Below are 15053 nucleotides of genomic sequence, written 5' to 3'. Positions count from 1 at the left end.
TCTTAGCGACCGACACCCGTCGATCATGGCAGTTTACCGATCCACACCGACTACATGGCGGAGCGAATTCTCGGTCAACCCTCTAGCTTCCTCGCGATTAAGAGTCTCAGGCTCTGGGAACGAACTCGGCGCGATCCCAAATCGGACGAATTACGGATACCCGACATATACCCTTCGATGGTCTTATCGACTTCTTCGGTCACCATCCCCAGCATTGATGAAAGGCTGACACTCTCCCCGTTTTCACCCTTTCGCTTCCTAGCCGAAACTGCGCGCTGAAATAGGTCTAGCAGATCCCGGATTTGTTCCTTCCGCTGCGAGTCGAGATTGCTGAATTCATTGCGCAGACCCCAAGAGACATGAACTAGCGTGAACATATCGACGATGTTTGACCATCTAGTTCGGCCAGCCCACTTGATATTTTCGGTAAGAAACGTGAGCAATGCAAGGAACTCGGTTGCTCGATCCTGGTAATCTTCGAAATCTTCGGAAATTTTGTCATAGCGTTCGTCGAGCCCAGCCTTCTTGTTGGACAGCCCGAAGATGCAGGTGCCGAAGATCTCTGCATAGAACTCCAGGTCACCACCTCGATCGCGACGCGCTCCGCTGAAAACTCCGGAAACCTTATTTATCGGATGCTCCGCACAATCCTTAAGGAATTCGTTAAAGGGGCCGGGCAGTAGAGCATTTCGTATCTCTTGATCCGTAAGGACCATGTTTACCCTGTTGACGCGAGCGAAAACTGCGCGTACGAACTTATCGGCAAGGTTTGATAGCCGCCGAATCGGGAACCGATACTGAAAAAACTCCTGACGAATCTCGTCGGGAAGCTCCTTGAAGTACAACCCCTCGAACTTCTCCTTCAGTTCATCGTCCTCTAGCCCATTCAATGGGAACTTGTTGTTTATGAACCCAAGCAGAGAGGTCAGGCGTTGTTGACCGTCAACAACGGAAGCCTTTTGTTCCCCATCCGGCGAGGTCTCGTAGGCAAGGTAGATCTCCGGGATCGGATATCCGAGAAGGATGGTCTCCATCAAGGACACCTTGGCGCGCTCGGGCCAAACGACCTTGCGCTGGTAATCAGGCTGGAGGACCAAATCGCCGGATTTGTCCAGTGACCGAAACTCCGCGACAGTTTTAGATTCAATCTCGAACTTGAGCCCGTGATCAGCCATGGTGCACGCCCTCCTCGATCGCACGATCCCGCGCGATGCTCACACTCTTGACCTGATAATTTCTGAGGGACTTATGGTTGCGGTACAGTCGATAATTGACTTCGCAGTTGATGAAGCTCTCCCCGAGGCTCTGAATGAAGCTGTCTCTCGACCGTGACCACCGCTCACCGAAGGTGAGCCTAGGCAGAACGACGTCGAGGGCGATGCATTCTTCGAAAACCAGCTTCCGGAGATAGTTTTTCTTGGTGGCAAAGATCTCATCCTCGATCATCTCCCGGAGCTCACCCCACGCCTGATCGAACAGCTCCGGTGATATAATCGCGATATCCAAGTCCGAGGATTCTTGGAACCTCCTGAAGTTCTTCTTCGGATTCAGCGAATAGCCCAAACGAGCGCTTCCAACTAGCTGGACCGCCATCGGGTCAACACCAAGTTCAGTTGCAACCAGATGCCGCCATTTGATGTAGTTGAGTTCGTGGGGCCAAGCCGCGGGCGTTCCGTCGAACAGCCGGGCGGTCACAAAGTAGTCGACTTCCTGCCCTAGAGAACAAAACTCTTCCCAGAATTCGGGCAGACCTGAAATTTCGTTCATGCTCTCCCCAGAAAAGTCGAGCCGAACACTCCTTGAGGCGCGCTGCACAGACCTCGGCGCGAAGCGCAGCCCTTTCCCGTCAGTGGTGGTGTCCTCGACCTCGGTGCCGTTGCACAGGCAGTGCCCTCGTTGACCATGCTGAACAACAGGTCCATCAACTCGGACAGGTCGGTGCTGTCCTTGGCGGAGGGGTGGCAGGCGACGGGAGACCAGGTCGCCGATGCGGGCCGGGCTGCAGCCCTCGACGTACTCAAGTTATTGACCGGCAGCTCCACCAGCGTGTATCCGCCGAACTTCTGAGCTGCCATTCGTCTGCCCTCCACAATGGTCGGTGCCCGACGCGTTGGCATGCTTCGGGGCGCACGGACGCATGACCGTACAACGCCTTGCTATCGAGGGCCATCGGCCCCTCGGCGAGGAGAAACACCACAATGAACCATGATTCGCGGCCGAAATCGGTCGGCCCTCCCCCGCGCTGCGGGGTCGAGAACCGGTGGTGAGGTGCGGTAAGGGTTAGCGTGGAGTGGTCAGGACCTGATCGTTCCCCGCGCCAGGCCGTCGGCGGCGAGTTGGACGAGTTCCGCGCCGAGGGTCGCGGCCTGTCGGATCGCTGACTCGAAGGCGTTCAGCCGGCGGAAGGCCTCCCCCTGTACCCGTTGCTCCTCCAACGACAGTCGGCGTACCTGAGCCCGCCGGATGTCGAAGCGCAGGGTGCCGGACAGGCTCGACGCCTGTCTCTCGTTGGTCGTGGTGCGTAGCTGACCGGCCAGGAACCACGGGTCCAGGGCCGCCGGGTTGGGTCGCAGCAGGTACAGGTTGCGGCCCAGCAGTGCCCCTTCGGCGGTCACCACCCGGGCGGTGAGCTGCCGGGCCACCATCGGCACCACCACGTCACCGACGGCCAGCCGGATCTGTTGGCCCAGCCCGCCGTCGTCGTGGCCGGAGGGGGGGTCACCGGCGAGCACGTCCGACACGGTCAGCACCGGCAGCCGTTCCCCGGGCGGTTCGGCTGTTTCGGTCGAGGCCGCGCGGATCGGGCCGATCAGCTGCAGGGCTCCGGAGCGGACCAGTTCCGCCACCGTCAGGAACTCCCCCTCCGGCCCCTGGGGCGCGGGGGTGACCTGCGGCATCAGCGCCGGCAGGTCGCCGACGAGGGCGGCGAGGCGGTCTCTGGTGCGTACCAGATGCTCTGCGGTCCTGCCCTCGACGGCGGGTTGGCGACGGGCGGGGGTGAGGTCGACTTCCTCGTCGAGCAGTTCGATGACGGGTACCGCGCGGGCGAAGCCGGGTTCCTCGGCCTCGGGGTCGGTGTGGAAGGTTCGCCAGGCGGCGAGGATCCGGGGCGCGGTCGCGGCCAGGTCACCGTCGGCGGCGTCGACAAGCAGGGTCCGCGCCGGTGGTGGCGCGTCCGGTGCGGGGCGTCGCAGCACCCACAGATGCAGCGGTACGCCGTGCGGCGCGGCCACTCCGGGGGGTAGGGCGATGACGGCGCGCAGGGCGCCGCGGCGCAGCAGTTCGGCGCGGATACGGCGGCCGGCGCGGCGGCTGGCGACCGTGGGTGGCATCAGCAGTACGGCGTGTCCGCCGGTGCGCAGGTGGGCTAGGGCGTGTTGGGCCCAGGCCAACTCGGGTTCGGTACGCGGGGTGGTGCCGACGATCCAGCGCGGGTCGTGGCCGAGTTCTTCGTCGCCCCAGTTGGTGGCGCCGAAGGGTGGGTGGCAGAGCACGGTGTCGAAGGTGTGCCCGGCGAAGGCGTCGGCGCGTAGCGAGTCGCCGACGTGCACCTCCCCGGGCACCTCGCGCAGCGCGAGCCAGAGTTCGGCGAGGCGGGCCAGGTCCTCGTCGAGTTCCTGGCCGTAGGCGGTGGTGCAGCCGGCGCGGACGGCGGCGCGCAGCAGGGCTCCGGAGCCGGTGGTGGGGTCGAGGACGGTGCCGCCGCCGACCTCGGCCAGGGCGACCATCAGGTCGGCGAGGTCGTCGGGGGTGGCGAAGGTCCGGGTGGGGCCGGGTGCGCTGAAGCGTTGCCACAGCTCGTCGAAGGCACCCTGGGGGCCGTGTTCGTCGGCGAGGGCGTCGAGGTCGGGCAGCAGTGGTTTCAGGTACGGCGCGAGGGTGCGGGGGCGTTGGCCGCGTTGTCGGGCCAGCAGGACGGTGCCGACGGCGGCCAGGGCGGCGGCCGGGGATTCGCCGGCCGGGGCGAGGCGTCGCCACAGCCGGTCGGCGGTGGACTGGTCGGCGAGCTTGCCTTGGGCGCGGAGCCATTGTTCGACCTGGATCAGGTCGAACTCGGGGCTGGTCGCCGTCCCGCCGACCGGGGCGGGGAAGTCGGCGTGTCGTTTGCGCCAGTTGCTGACGGCGGCCCGTCCGACTCCGGCGAGGCGGGCGATCTCTGCCGCGGTGATGCTCGGGTTCACCTGCACCTCCGTAGCGTGTCACACCTGTCAAGCATCATGTCCGTTGACACGGTTCACAGATGATGCTCTTATTGACGCCGCCACGTTCACATCAGGAGGACAACGATGCGCAAGACCACGCTGATCGCTCTGCTCGCCACCGCTCTGGTCGGCTTGGGCTGCGGTGCCGGAGCCACCGACGAGGCCGGCGACGCCGGCGGCGGCGCTGTCGCCGCCGAGGGCGACGACAAGAAGGCCGAGAAGGCTGAGAAGGCTGAGAAGGTGGCGAAGATCGGCGACCCGGCCCGCGACGGCAAGTTCGAGTTCACCGTCAAGTCCACCAAGTGCGGCGTACGCAAGGTCGGCAGCGACATGTTCGGCGCGAAGGCGCAGGGGCAGTTCTGCCTGGTCACGCTCAAGGTCAAGAACATCGGCAAGGAATCGCAGATGTTCGACGGCAGCAGCCAGAAGGCGTACGCGGCCGACGGTACCGAGTACTCCGCCGACGGCGGGGCGGCGCTCTACGCCAACGAGAACGCCGAGACCTTCCTCAACGACATCAACCCCGGCAACCAGGTCACCGGTGTCGTCGTCTTCGACATCCCCAGGGGCGTGAAGCTCACCAAGCTCGAGCTGCACGACTCGATGTTCTCCGGCGGCGTCACCGTCGCCCTGAAGTGAACCCGCCCTCTCGCTGAGGCACATCGCACCCGGGGCGGGCACTCCCCTGCTCGTCCCCGCCCCCCCACACCACCCACCCCGCACCTCATGCGCGTCCCGTACTGCCTCGTCCTGTCCACAGCACCGGAAGGAGCACCGATGGAATCGCATCTGATCATCGTTCGTCAGCGTGGCACCGTAGGCGGAGGCGCGGGAGGCGGCTGGGCCGGACCCGGCCGCCGGCCCGCCCGGGCGGGTTCCCGCCTGGTCGTCGGCTGACTCGGGGGCACGCCATGTCACCGCAGTCGTACGACGACGAGGTCCCCGGCATGGACGCGGACCAGGCACGCCGGTACGTGCAGGCGCGACTTGCCGAGCTGCCGTACCGGCCCGAGGATGCCGAGGTCCGACTGCGCGGCCTGCTGGCGATCTACGAGGAGTTGAACGCGCGGGGTTATCCGGAGCCGATGATCCTGCTGGCCGGCGTGCTGGGCATCCCGGTGGACATCCTGATCCGACACCTGCGGGCGGCGCAGCGCTGACGACCGGGACGTCGTTCCTCCGGCACGGACATGCCTTTCGCTGCTCTGGCGGAAAGTTCCACGATGTCCGGCGAAAGTCATAGACATATCGACATCCGCTTTGTTAGCTTCAGGCGAGTTGTTACGTCGAGGTAAACCGATTTGTCGAGGGGCTCCTCGGCCGCGACACCCATCCGACCACATCTGCCATCCCGTCCACCAGAACGCGCCCAGCGCACCGCGAAGGCGGGTGCCGACGGGCGGTTCCGTGCTGCCCATCCCACAAGGAGGAACCAGCCCTCACGTCTACGACCTGCCCGACCAGTCCCTCACCGAAGGAGAGGCAGTTGAAGAGACGACTCACGCTCGCTGTGGCCGGTCTGACCGCCATCGCGCTCACCGCGACGCCGACCCCGACGATGGCCGCACCGGCGCCCACCAGCGCTCCGCCGGAATCGGCCTTCCAGAAAGTCACCCTCAACGACCGACCGGGCGAGCCGATGGATCTCGCCGTGCTCCCCGACCGCCGGGTGCTGCACGTGACCCGCGCCGGTCAGGTCTGGTTGCACAACCCCGCCACCGGCCGCAACACGATCGCCGCCACCCTTGACGTGTACCAGCACGACGAGGAGGGTCTGCAGAACGTCGCGATCGACCCGGGCTTCGGTAAGGGCGGCAACAACTGGGTCTACCTGTACTACTCGCCCCCGATGGACACCCCGGTCGACGATCCGTCCACTCCGGACGTCAACGAGGGCGATGCGCCGGCCTGGGGCACCGAGGAGGACTTCGCGCCCTTCCGCGGGGTGATCCGGCTGTCCCGGTTCCGCCTCGTCAAGGACAAGCTGGATCTGCGCTCCGAGCAGCAGATCATCGATGTGCCGGTCGACCGGGGCATCTGTTGCCACGTGGGCGGGGACATCGTCTTCGACGGCAAGGGCAACCTGTACCTGTCCACCGGTGACGACAGCAACCCGTTCGAGTCCGGCGGGTACGCGCCGATCGACGAGCGTCCCGGCCGTCATCCGGCGTACGACGCGCAGCGCAGCTCGGCCAACACCAACGACCTGCGTGGCAAGATCCTGCGGATCAAGGTGGGTGCCAAGGGCGGCTACACCGTCCCGAAGGGCAACCTGTTCAAGAAGGGGACGCCGAACACCCGTCCCGAGATCTACCTGATGGGGCTGCGCAACCCGTTCCGCATCGAGCTGGACCGTACGTCGGACACGCTGTTCGTCGGTGACTACTCGCCGGACGCCCGTCAGCCCAACCCGGATCGGGGACCGGCGGGGCAGGGCAAGTGGCTCGCCGCCCGCGAGCCCGGCAACCATGGGTGGCCGTACTGCATCACGCCGGACCAGCCGTACCTCGACTACGACTTCGCCACCGACCAGCCGGGGGCGCCGTTCAACTGCGCCGCACCGGTGAACGACTCGCCGCACAACACCGGTCTGCGTAACCTTCCGCCGGTGCAGCAGCCGCAGGTCTGGTACGACTTCGGCCTGTCCCCGCAGTTCCCGGAGCTGGGTACCGGCGGCATCGGTCCGATGGCCGGTCCGGCGTACCGGTTCGACCGCTCCACCACCCGCGGCCGCAACCCGTCCGGCTGGCCTGCGTACTACGACGGCAAGCCGCTGTTCTACGAGTGGACCCGCGACTACGTGAAGGCCTTCGAGCTGGATCGGCGCGGCGAGCTGCGCGGGATCGAGTCGGTGCTGCCGTCGGTGGTCTTCGACAACCCGATGGATCTGGAGTTCGGCCCGGACGGCGCGCTCTACGTGCTCGAATACGGTGACGGCTACTTCAGCGAGAACCCGGACGCCCAGTTGGCCCGCGTCGACCACATCGGCTGGGACGGCAACCACAGCCCGGTGCCGCAGGTGTCGGCCACCCAGACCGCCGGGCTCGCGCCGCTGACCGTGGAGTTCTCCAGCGCGGGCACCGCCGACCCGGACGGCGACCGACTCCGGTACGAGTGGTACCTCGACGACGACGACAAGGTCGACTCCCGGGAGGCGAACCCGACGTTCACGTACCGCCGCAACGGCAGCTACGAGGCGACGCTGAAGGTCACCGACCAGAAGGGACGGTCGGCGTCGGCCTCCGTGCGGGTCGTGGTCGGCAACGCCACGCCGGTGGTGGAGCTGGTCAGTCCGGTCGTCGGGCAGCCGTTCACCTTCGGTGACGTGGTGCAGTTCGAGGTGCGGGTCACCGACGACCAGCCGGTGGACTGCGCCCGGGTCAGCGTGACGTACATCCTGGGTCACGACGACCACGGCCACCCGATCACCACGGCCAACGGCTGCACCGGCACGATCACCACCACGGTGCCCTCCGGGCACGATCCGGCGACCGACAACCTGTCCGCGGTGTTCGTCGCGTCGTACACCGATCCGGGTGATGAGGGCCTACCGCCGCTGACCGGCACGACCGAGGTCGTCCTGGTCCCCACCCAGTAAACCCCCGATCGAGGTCCCTGGTCGACACCGGTCGGCCGGGACCTCGGCCCGGGTCCACGCACCACGAGAGGAGTGCCACATGTGTTACGGGTACGACGGCGAGGCCGCGCTGCGGCGGTCCGTCATCGACCGGCGGGGCCTGTTGCGCGGCTCGTTGGCAGCCGCCGCCGGTGTGGGGCTGGTCGCGTCCGGAATCGGTGCGACCGCCGCGACCGCCGGTCCCGGCCACGGTCACGGTCCGGGTCACGGCCACGGGCCCGGTCACGGTCCGGGTCACGGTCACGCCGGGCGACACCACGTGCCGCCGGGTCTGATCAGCATCCAGCTGTGGACGGTACGCGACGCGCTGAACGGCTCGCCGGGCTACGACGCCACCCTCAAGCACCTCGCCCGCATCGGCTATCCGAAGGTGGAGCTGGCACTCGGCTACTTCGGTCGTAGCGCCGGTCAGCTGCGCCGGTTCCTCGACAGCATCGGTATCAAGGCCAGCTCCAGCCACGACGGGATCAGCGCCGACGCCGCCGCACTGCGGCAGAAGATCCAGGACGCGGTCACCCTGGGCCAGAAGTACCTGGTGGTGCCGTACCTCTACTCCGAGAGCGCCGACGAGTGGAAGCGCTGGGCGGAACAGATGAACGTCGAGGCCGCCGCGGCACGCAAGGCAGGTCTGCGGTACGGGTACCACAACCACGCGCACGAGTTCACCATCGACCTCGGCGGTGGGCGTACGCCCTGGGACATCCTGACCGCGGAGCTCGACCCCAAACTCGTCCACCTGGAGATCGACATCTACTGGGCGGTCACCGGCGGCATCGAGTCCGGTACCGGCGCGGCCGACCCGGAGGGCTTCACGCTCGACGTGATCCGTCGCGCGCCGCAGCAGGTCCTGCAGTACCACGTGAAGGACCGGCACGCCGCCGACGGAGACATGGCCGACCTGGGCACCGGGATGATCGACTTCGCGCGGATCTTCCGAGGCCACGCCGTGCAGGAGTACATCGTCGAGAACGACACCCCCGACGTGACGCCCCAGCAGACCGCCGAGGTCGGCTACCGCTACCTGCGCAAGCTGCGGTACTGACCGGACGCTGACGGGCACCGGGGCGCACGGTCGGCCCGGTGCCCGTCGACATCACGGCCGACACCCCTGACACAATCGCCGCCATGGAAGCTGCCGAGCTGGTGCTGGTGCTGCGCTACCGCAAGGCGGTGACGTACGGGCTGCACGTCCTGCTCGGCGCGCTGGAGACCCACCAGACCTCCACCCGGTACGAGGTGCGTTTCGGCGACACCCCGGAGACGACCGCCGCGCACATCCGCGACGCCGCCACCACCGCGACCCGGGTGCTGGTGTTGTGGTCGTTCTACTCCCCCGACGCGCACGCCCTGGCCCGGGAGCTGGCTGAGATCCGGGCCCTGGCCGACGCCCCGAACGTGACCCACGTCGCCGGCGGCGTGCACGCGACCGCCGAGCCGGTGCAGACCCTCGACGCCGGGTGGGACATCGCGGCGGTCGGCGAGGGCGAGACGACGCTGCTGCACCTCGTCGACGCCGTCGGTGACCCGGCCGGCATCACCGGGCTGGTGTACCGCGACGACACCGGTGCCGTGGTGCGTACGGGCCGACCCCTGCGGCGACCGCTCGACGACTTCCGGGGCTTCTCGCTGCGGTGGGACCGTTTCAACGCCCTGGAGATCACCCGAGGCTGTGTCTTCTCGTGCCGCTTCTGCCAGACCCCGTTCATGTTCTCGGCGAAGTTCCGGCACCGCAGCGTGGCGAACGTGCGGTGGCACGTCGACCGGATGCGGGCCCGTGGGCTGCGCGACGTCCGGTTCATCACGCCGACCGCGTTGAGCTACGGCAGCCAGACCGAGGAACCGAACCTCGACGCGGTCGAGGAACTGCTGGCCAGTTGCAAGGAGGGCATCGGGCCGAACGGGCGGGTCTTCTTCGGCTCCTTCCCCAGCGAGATCCGACCCGAGCATGTCAGCCGGGCGGCGCTGCGGCTGGTCAGGAAGTACTGCGCGAACAACAACATCATCGTCGGCGCCCAGTCCGGCTCGGACCGGGTTCTCGACGCCGCGAAACGCGGCCACGGCGTCGAGGAGGTCAAACGGGCCGCCCGCCTCGGCATCGAAGAAGGCTTCCGGATCAACGTCGACATGATCTTCGGCATGCCGGGCGAGAGCGAGCAGGACGTCGCCGACTCCCTCCGCCTGGCCGGTGAACTCGCCGAGGTCGGCGCCCGCATCCACGCCCACACCTTCATGCCACTGCCCGGCACCCCGTGGCGCGACGCCCCGCCCGGCGATGTGGACCCCGAGACCATCCGGCAGGTCGACCGCCTCTCCCAACGCGGCGCACTCTACGGACACTGGCAGAAGCAACGCGAACACGCGACCCGCCTCGCGGCCGCCGCCGAGGCGTACCCCCGCCCCGGACGCAGCCGCACCATCCTGCCGCAGCTCCCGAGGACCGAAGCCCCGTAGGCGGCCTGCTCATCTACGCGTTCCCGCGCTTCGGCAAGCGGCAGGCTCTCCCGACCCTGCCGCAGCACCTTCACGATTGCTACTGCTGTCGTGGGGCCCTGGAGCACGATTAGCCGCTCCCGGGAGACTGGCCGAACACGGCGTATGTGGGCGGTGGCACGGGCACCTACCTGGACGTTCCGCGTCATCGCTACCAGCCTTGGCAAAGTTATCTTAGTCATTAAGATAACCGCATGGACACATCGACTGATCTCTCGGTGGCGATCGCCGGTGCCGGCCTCTCCGGCCTCTGCCTCGCCCAGTACCTGATGCGCGCCGGCATCGACGTGCACGTCTACGAGCGGGACCCGGGCCCCTTCGTCAGGCAGCAGGGCTACCGGATCATTCTCGACCAGTACGGGCTGGAGGCACTGCGTACGAGCCTGCCCCGCCCGCTGTACCACCTGGCGCTGGCCACCGGCGACGAACCCGGCGGGCAGCTGCGCTTCACCGACCGGCGGCTACGCGACGCCTTCACCATCACCTTCAAGGACAAGACACACGCAACCCGCCAGGTCGACCGGCTGACCCTGCGGTCGATCCTGCAGTCCGGGCTGGACGGACGCATCCATTACGGCAAGGCCGCCACCGGGGTGGACAGCAGCGACCCGGCACGACTGCGGCTGGTCTTCTCCGACGGCGGGTCCGTGCCGGCGAGCGTCATCGTGGGCGCGGACGGCGTCGGCTCCGCGCTGCGCGCCCAGATCATGCCGGACGCGGCACCGGCGAACACCCCGATGGCCGGCATCTACGGCCGGACGCCGTTGCGGCGAAACGGCGAGAGCATCATCCCGGACGCGCTGCGTACCAGCGGGGTCCTGGCCATCGACGACCGGCCAGGCCGCGCCTTCTTCTTCACCTCGATGCGGTTCGGCGAGAACCCACGCGAGGCGTTCGCGCGACTGGCCCCGGGCAGCTACGCACCCACCGGCGACGACTACGTCATGTGGGGGCTGCTGCTGCGGCAGGAAGAGGTGCCCACCGCCATCCGCCGGAACCTGCTGGCACTGCAGGACCTGGCCACCGACATGAGTACGGAATTCCACCCGCTCGTGCGGCGGCTTGTCGACAATGCCGAACTGGACACCATGGTGCTCAACCTCTTCGCCACCGGCCAACGCCCGCACCGGTGGGCGCTGCCCCGGGCGACGATGATGGGCGACGCCGTGCACGTCATGCCGCCGTTCGGCGCGCACGGAGGCAACACCGCGCTACGCGACGCCGCCCTGCTCGGCCGCAGGCTTGTCGAGGCCCGCGCGAGCGGCACCCCGGTGGAGCGGGCCATCGCCCGCTACCAGGACGAGATGGTGCCGTACGCCTTCCGCGCCGTCGACACCGCCGCCGCTCTGATGCGCCGCCTCACCGGAGGCGCGGCCGCACCGCACTGGGTGCTCACCCGCGTGTTACCTCGGCTGCACCGGGTCACCGTGCCGGAGGCATGATTGCGGGCATGTCCCACGAGCCCGCCCGTGCGTCCGCGATCGCCGACCTCATGCGCGCCGGCCGGGAGATGTCACGGCTGTCCATGGTGTTCCGGTACGCCATCGCGGAACAACTGGGCCTCACCGTCAGCGACCTGGAGTGCCTGGACTACCTGGCCGACGTTGAATCGGCCACGGCCGGGCAGATCGCCGAACGCACCAACCTCACCACCGGAGCGGTGACCAGCATGCTCCGCCGACTCCAGCAGGCGGGCTACGTCAGGGCCGAACGCGATCCGGCGGACCGGCGGCGGGTGATCGTGACCCTGCGGCCGGAACGGGCCGCCGAACTGGAGCGACCGTACGAGGGGTTCGCCAAGCGGGCGAAGCAACTCATCGAGGGCTACAACGTCGATGAGGTCATGCTGCTGGCCCGACACTACGACCGCATGCAGGCGATGTACCTCGCCGAGTTGGACCGCCTCCGCAACGGTCTACCCGAGGCAGGCGTCGCGTGAGCATCGGCAGGTCAAGGGGTGGCCGAGGCCATGGCGCGTAGCAGTTGCGCCGTGGCGGCGTCGACCGGGAAGAACGTCTCGATGGAGATCTCGTCGAGTGTGACATCACGTGGTGCGCCGAACACCGTCGTCGCGTAACACAAGGTCAACTCTCCGTACTCGGTGGACAGTTGCAGCGGGATCACCAGGTCCTCCCCCGGCCCACTGTTGACGTGCGCGGCCGTCGGGGCCGGATAGCTTTCCAGTTCGGTCAGCAGTTCGGCCAGGCCCTCCGCGGCGGTGCGGTCGAGTTGGCGGCGTACGCGTCGCAGCACGTGGGTGCGCCACTGGGCCAGGTTTCGGATCCGCCCGGACAGCCCGTCCGGGTGCAGGGTGGCGCGCAGCACGTTGACCGGTGGCGTACGCAGGAATTCCGGGACACCGGCCAGGAACGCGGCCATGGCGTTGTTGGCGGCCAGCAGTTCCCAGCGCACGTTGACGGCGAGCGCGGGGTTCGGTTCGTGGCCGGCGAGCACCGCCGCCACGGCGGCCCGGGCCGCGCCGAGGTCGACGTACGCCCTCTCCGGGTGCACCGGCGCGAAGCCGGCGGCCAGGTACAGGGTGTTGCGTTCGCGCAGCGGCACGTCGAGTTCGTCGCAGAGCCGCTCGATCATCGCCCGGCTCGGGGTGGCCCGGCCGGTCTCGACGAAGCTCAGGTGGCGCGTGGACACCTCGGTCGACGACGACAGGTCGAGTTGTGAGCGGCCGCGCCGCTCACGCCAGCGCCGGATCAGCACTCCCACCGGCTCGCTCCTGGTCATGGACCACAGCCTCGCGCAGGTCACCGTCGGGCGGCAATGACCTCGCAGGTAATCGACATGCTGCGGGCCGTCGGCGCACGGTGGTTACGCGGCGCTCGCCGCACCCGACCTGCCGACCGGGAGAGGAACGACCCCATGACGTCCGAAGCGTACGAGGACACTGTCGAGCGGTACGTCCGGTTCTGGAACACCGGGCAGCCTGAGGAGCAGCGTCGGCTGGCGGCGGACACCTTCACGGCGGAGGTCAGCTACCACGCGCTGGTCGGCGTGCTCACCGGAGCGCAGGCGCTCATCGACTTTCGCGGGCAGTTCATCCAGCATGTGGGTGCCGCCGTGTTCCAGCGGCGCGCGGCGCCGCAGATCCACCACGACCGGGCCCGGCTGATGTGGGAGATCGAGCTCGACGGCGGTCGGTCGTTCGCCGCCGGCACCGACGTGCTGGTGTTCGACAGGGACGGGCGGATCAGCTCGGTCACCACGTTCCTGGACCGCGCGCCGGAGGGCTTCGATCCGCACGCCGCGCACTGACGTCCGGCTCACCCGGGATGGGCTGCACCGCATCGGGGGCCCGGGTGAGCCGGCCCCCACTGGGGCCTCGGCGTACCGTCGTGGTCACTGTGGGCGGGCGACCTCGAACCGTCCGTCGGTGGACAGCACCGTGACGGTGATCGTCGTCGGTACGCCGGCGATCTGCGCCGAGCAGGAGAACCTGCTACCCACCGTGACCGGCTGGTCGGGAGGGCAGGCGACGAGGTCCGCGTCGAGTCGGTAGTCGTCGCGCAGCACCGACAGCACCCCCTGCTGCACGGCTGCCGTGTCGAAGACCTTCGTGTGCAGGAGTCCGGGCCAGACCAGTGCGAGTACGACCACCAGCGCCACCACGACCACGGCCGATCCGGCCACGGCGACGGCGAGCTTCGGGGGGATGCGCCGTCGACGCTCGTTCGGCCCGGTCGAGGCCGGTCCCCACTGTGCCGGCGGTGCCGGTGCCCAGCCAGGGGCGGGAGTCGCAGGGGCGCCGTAGGAGTTGGTCATCGTCGTGTCCTTCGGGCTCATCCGGCGGTGGCCGTGGTGGGCGCGGTGACCACCTCGGGCTCAGACGTGCTGCGGTCACCGGTCGGGCTGATCGCGAACCAGGTGCCGCCGACCCCCTGACCGTTGCGGTCGCCGGGCGCGGTGTCCTTGGCGTACAGGTAGACGGGCCAGCCGCCGATGGTCACCTGGCAGGTGCCGTCGGCCCGCTCCACGTACCCGACCAACTGCGGGTCGATTCCACTCGGGTAGATCCGCCCCGGTCCCGCGACGAGCAGCGGCGGCCATGTCTTCGCGCAGTCCCCGTTGCAGGTGGACTTCGACGGCTTCGCGGTGTCCTTGTCGAACCGGTACAGCGTCCGCCCCTGCCCGTCGGCGACGTACGTGCCTATGTCGGCGGAGGCGGTAGCGGTCAACTGGATGAGGGTGTCGCCGCGCCCGGTGCCGGGCTCGGGTGAGAGCGGGACATCGGACGGGCCGCTGTAGATCCGTACGCGACCCTGGGTTTTCGCCACCGTCGGCGCCGCAGTCGGGGTCGCCGGAGCGGCGATCACCTCCGGCGACGTGTCGGCCTCGGCGGTCGGGCCCGGCGTGGCCGGCACCACCGTGGGGGCCGCTGCCGTGGGGGCCGCCACCGTGGCAGGCGTGGCGGGCCCGGTCGCCTTCTCACCACAGGCGGCCAGGACCGCCACGCCGGCCAGTGCGATCGCGGTCCGCGCGATCCGGCTGTGCAACAGCATCTCTCTGCTCCACCTCGTGTTCGGGGAGGACCGTGCCGGTACGCGCGATCCGGCACTCACACGGCGCGGGCGGCGAAGTGGTTCACCGGGACCGTGTCCACGAAGCCGGCCCGGCAACTGAACCGTTTCGGGCCACCGTCCGTGTGGGAGGCGGCAACGGTGAAGGGGCGGCCAGGAGGGACCGCCACGGAGCCGGCGAGATCGACCACACGA

The 15053-nt window shown here is 68.1% G+C and carries 15 protein-coding genes; 9 read left to right on the top strand and 6 right to left on the bottom strand.

The features are described 5' to 3' along the window. Window positions 1–74: 74 nt before the first annotated feature. Together Vgi01_RS29715 and Vgi01_RS29710 are read right to left on the bottom strand one after the other, a co-directional pair. Window positions 75–1175, bottom strand: coding sequence for a DUF262 domain-containing protein (locus Vgi01_RS29715; protein WP_204293277.1), 1101 nt, complete (start codon window positions 1173–1175; stop codon window positions 75–77). After that, window positions 1168–1767, bottom strand: a complete 600-nt coding sequence (locus Vgi01_RS29710; protein WP_204293276.1) for a hypothetical protein — start codon at window positions 1765–1767, stop codon at window positions 1168–1170. The genes Vgi01_RS29715 and Vgi01_RS29710 overlap by 8 nt, the downstream gene beginning before the upstream one ends. Window positions 1768–1902: 135 nt before the next feature. Between Vgi01_RS29710 and Vgi01_RS29705 the strand changes: the two genes are divergently transcribed. Then, window positions 1903–2067: a hypothetical protein gene (locus Vgi01_RS29705; RefSeq protein ID WP_204293275.1), complete on the top strand. Its 165-nt coding sequence runs from the start codon at window positions 1903–1905 to the stop codon at window positions 2065–2067. Between the two features lie 227 nt (window positions 2068–2294). On the opposite strand, the gene Vgi01_RS29700 is transcribed toward Vgi01_RS29705, so the two are convergent. Continuing rightward, window positions 2295–4181 (bottom strand): N-6 DNA methylase, encoded by a 1887-nt coding sequence (locus Vgi01_RS29700; protein ID WP_239089248.1) that lies wholly within the window; start codon window positions 4179–4181, stop codon window positions 2295–2297. Between the two features lie 105 nt (window positions 4182–4286). On the opposite strand from Vgi01_RS29700, the gene Vgi01_RS29695 reads away from it, so the two are divergent. The 7 genes from Vgi01_RS29695 to Vgi01_RS29665 all read left to right on the top strand — a co-directional run bounded on the left by Vgi01_RS29695 (window position 4287) and on the right by Vgi01_RS29665 (window position 12268). After that, a complete protein-coding gene (locus Vgi01_RS29695; protein WP_204293273.1) occupies window positions 4287–4841 on the top strand; it encodes a DUF4352 domain-containing protein in 555 nt (184 codons plus the stop codon). A gap of 272 nt (window positions 4842–5113) precedes the next feature. Continuing rightward, complete coding sequence (locus tag Vgi01_RS29690) at window positions 5114–5362, top strand: hypothetical protein (protein WP_204293272.1); 249 nt, start codon at window positions 5114–5116, stop codon at window positions 5360–5362. 326 nt (window positions 5363–5688) lie between these two features. Further along, window positions 5689–7800 carry a PQQ-dependent sugar dehydrogenase gene (locus Vgi01_RS29685; RefSeq protein WP_239089247.1) on the top strand — a complete coding sequence of 704 codons (2112 nt, stop codon included), beginning with the start codon at window positions 5689–5691 and terminating at the stop codon, window positions 7798–7800. Between the two features lie 79 nt (window positions 7801–7879). Beyond that, window positions 7880–8881 carry a sugar phosphate isomerase/epimerase family protein gene (locus Vgi01_RS29680; RefSeq protein ID WP_204293271.1) on the top strand — a complete coding sequence of 334 codons (1002 nt, stop codon included), beginning with the start codon at window positions 7880–7882 and terminating at the stop codon, window positions 8879–8881. 83 nt (window positions 8882–8964) lie between these two features. Next, the gene (locus Vgi01_RS29675) at window positions 8965–10290 is read left to right on the top strand and encodes a TIGR04013 family B12-binding domain/radical SAM domain-containing protein (RefSeq protein WP_204293270.1); all 1326 of its coding nucleotides are present in this window, start codon (window positions 8965–8967) and stop codon (window positions 10288–10290) included. 233 nt (window positions 10291–10523) lie between these two features. Then, window positions 10524–11771, top strand: coding sequence for an FAD-dependent oxidoreductase (locus tag Vgi01_RS29670; RefSeq protein WP_204293269.1), 1248 nt, complete (start codon window positions 10524–10526; stop codon window positions 11769–11771). A gap of 8 nt (window positions 11772–11779) precedes the next feature. Further along, window positions 11780–12268, top strand: coding sequence for a MarR family transcriptional regulator (locus Vgi01_RS29665; protein ID WP_239089246.1), 489 nt, complete (start codon window positions 11780–11782; stop codon window positions 12266–12268). Between the two features lie 11 nt (window positions 12269–12279). On the opposite strand, the gene Vgi01_RS29660 is transcribed toward Vgi01_RS29665, so the two are convergent. Next, window positions 12280–13068, bottom strand: coding sequence for a helix-turn-helix transcriptional regulator (locus Vgi01_RS29660; protein WP_204293267.1), 789 nt, complete (start codon window positions 13066–13068; stop codon window positions 12280–12282). 135 nt (window positions 13069–13203) lie between these two features. Here Vgi01_RS29660 and Vgi01_RS29655 point away from each other — a divergent pair, with 135 nt between their 5' ends. After that, window positions 13204–13596: a nuclear transport factor 2 family protein gene (locus tag Vgi01_RS29655; protein WP_204293266.1), complete on the top strand. Its 393-nt coding sequence runs from the start codon at window positions 13204–13206 to the stop codon at window positions 13594–13596. An 84-nt stretch (window positions 13597–13680) separates the two neighbouring features. Here Vgi01_RS29655 and Vgi01_RS29650 read toward each other — a convergent pair whose 3' ends face one another. After that, window positions 13681–14103: a DUF4333 domain-containing protein gene (locus Vgi01_RS29650; protein WP_204293265.1), complete on the bottom strand. Its 423-nt coding sequence runs from the start codon at window positions 14101–14103 to the stop codon at window positions 13681–13683. A 17-nt stretch (window positions 14104–14120) separates the two neighbouring features. Then, the gene (locus tag Vgi01_RS29645; RefSeq protein WP_204293264.1) at window positions 14121–14840 is read right to left on the bottom strand and encodes a COG4315 family predicted lipoprotein; all 720 of its coding nucleotides are present in this window, start codon (window positions 14838–14840) and stop codon (window positions 14121–14123) included. Window positions 14841–15053 lie beyond the last annotated feature (213 nt).

This window comes from Micromonospora gifhornensis (genome assembly GCF_016863515.1).
GTDB lineage: Bacteria > Actinomycetota > Actinomycetes > Mycobacteriales > Micromonosporaceae > Micromonospora > Micromonospora gifhornensis.
Note: the sequence above shows the minus strand (reverse complement) of the source record. Positions and strands in the feature narration are given on the sequence as shown.

Excerpts from the sequence above, each read along its gene's own strand:
- Vgi01_RS29645 (WP_204293264.1), bottom strand. The coding sequence starts at position 14,840 with ATGCTGTTGCACAGCCGGATCGCGCGGACCGCGATCGCACTGGCCGGC.
- Vgi01_RS29655 (WP_204293266.1), top strand. The coding sequence starts at position 13,204 with ATGACGTCCGAAGCGTACGAGGACACTGTCGAGCGGTACGTCCGGTTC.
- Vgi01_RS29665 (WP_239089246.1), top strand. The coding sequence starts at position 11,780 with ATGTCCCACGAGCCCGCCCGTGCGTCCGCGATCGCCGACCTCATGCGC.
- Vgi01_RS29650 (WP_204293265.1), bottom strand. The coding sequence starts at position 14,103 with ATGACCAACTCCTACGGCGCCCCTGCGACTCCCGCCCCTGGCTGGGCA.
- Vgi01_RS29675 (WP_204293270.1), top strand. The coding sequence starts at position 8,965 with ATGGAAGCTGCCGAGCTGGTGCTGGTGCTGCGCTACCGCAAGGCGGTG.
- Vgi01_RS29710 (WP_204293276.1), bottom strand. The coding sequence starts at position 1,767 with ATGAACGAAATTTCAGGTCTGCCCGAATTCTGGGAAGAGTTTTGTTCT.
- Vgi01_RS29670 (WP_204293269.1), top strand. The coding sequence starts at position 10,524 with ATGGACACATCGACTGATCTCTCGGTGGCGATCGCCGGTGCCGGCCTC.
- Vgi01_RS29695 (WP_204293273.1), top strand. The coding sequence starts at position 4,287 with ATGCGCAAGACCACGCTGATCGCTCTGCTCGCCACCGCTCTGGTCGGC.
- Vgi01_RS29690 (WP_204293272.1), top strand. The coding sequence starts at position 5,114 with ATGTCACCGCAGTCGTACGACGACGAGGTCCCCGGCATGGACGCGGAC.
- Vgi01_RS29705 (WP_204293275.1), top strand. The coding sequence starts at position 1,903 with ATGCTGAACAACAGGTCCATCAACTCGGACAGGTCGGTGCTGTCCTTG.
- Vgi01_RS29660 (WP_204293267.1), bottom strand. The coding sequence starts at position 13,068 with ATGACCAGGAGCGAGCCGGTGGGAGTGCTGATCCGGCGCTGGCGTGAG.
- Vgi01_RS29680 (WP_204293271.1), top strand. The coding sequence starts at position 7,880 with ATGTGTTACGGGTACGACGGCGAGGCCGCGCTGCGGCGGTCCGTCATC.
- Vgi01_RS29715 (WP_204293277.1), bottom strand. The coding sequence starts at position 1,175 with ATGGCTGATCACGGGCTCAAGTTCGAGATTGAATCTAAAACTGTCGCG.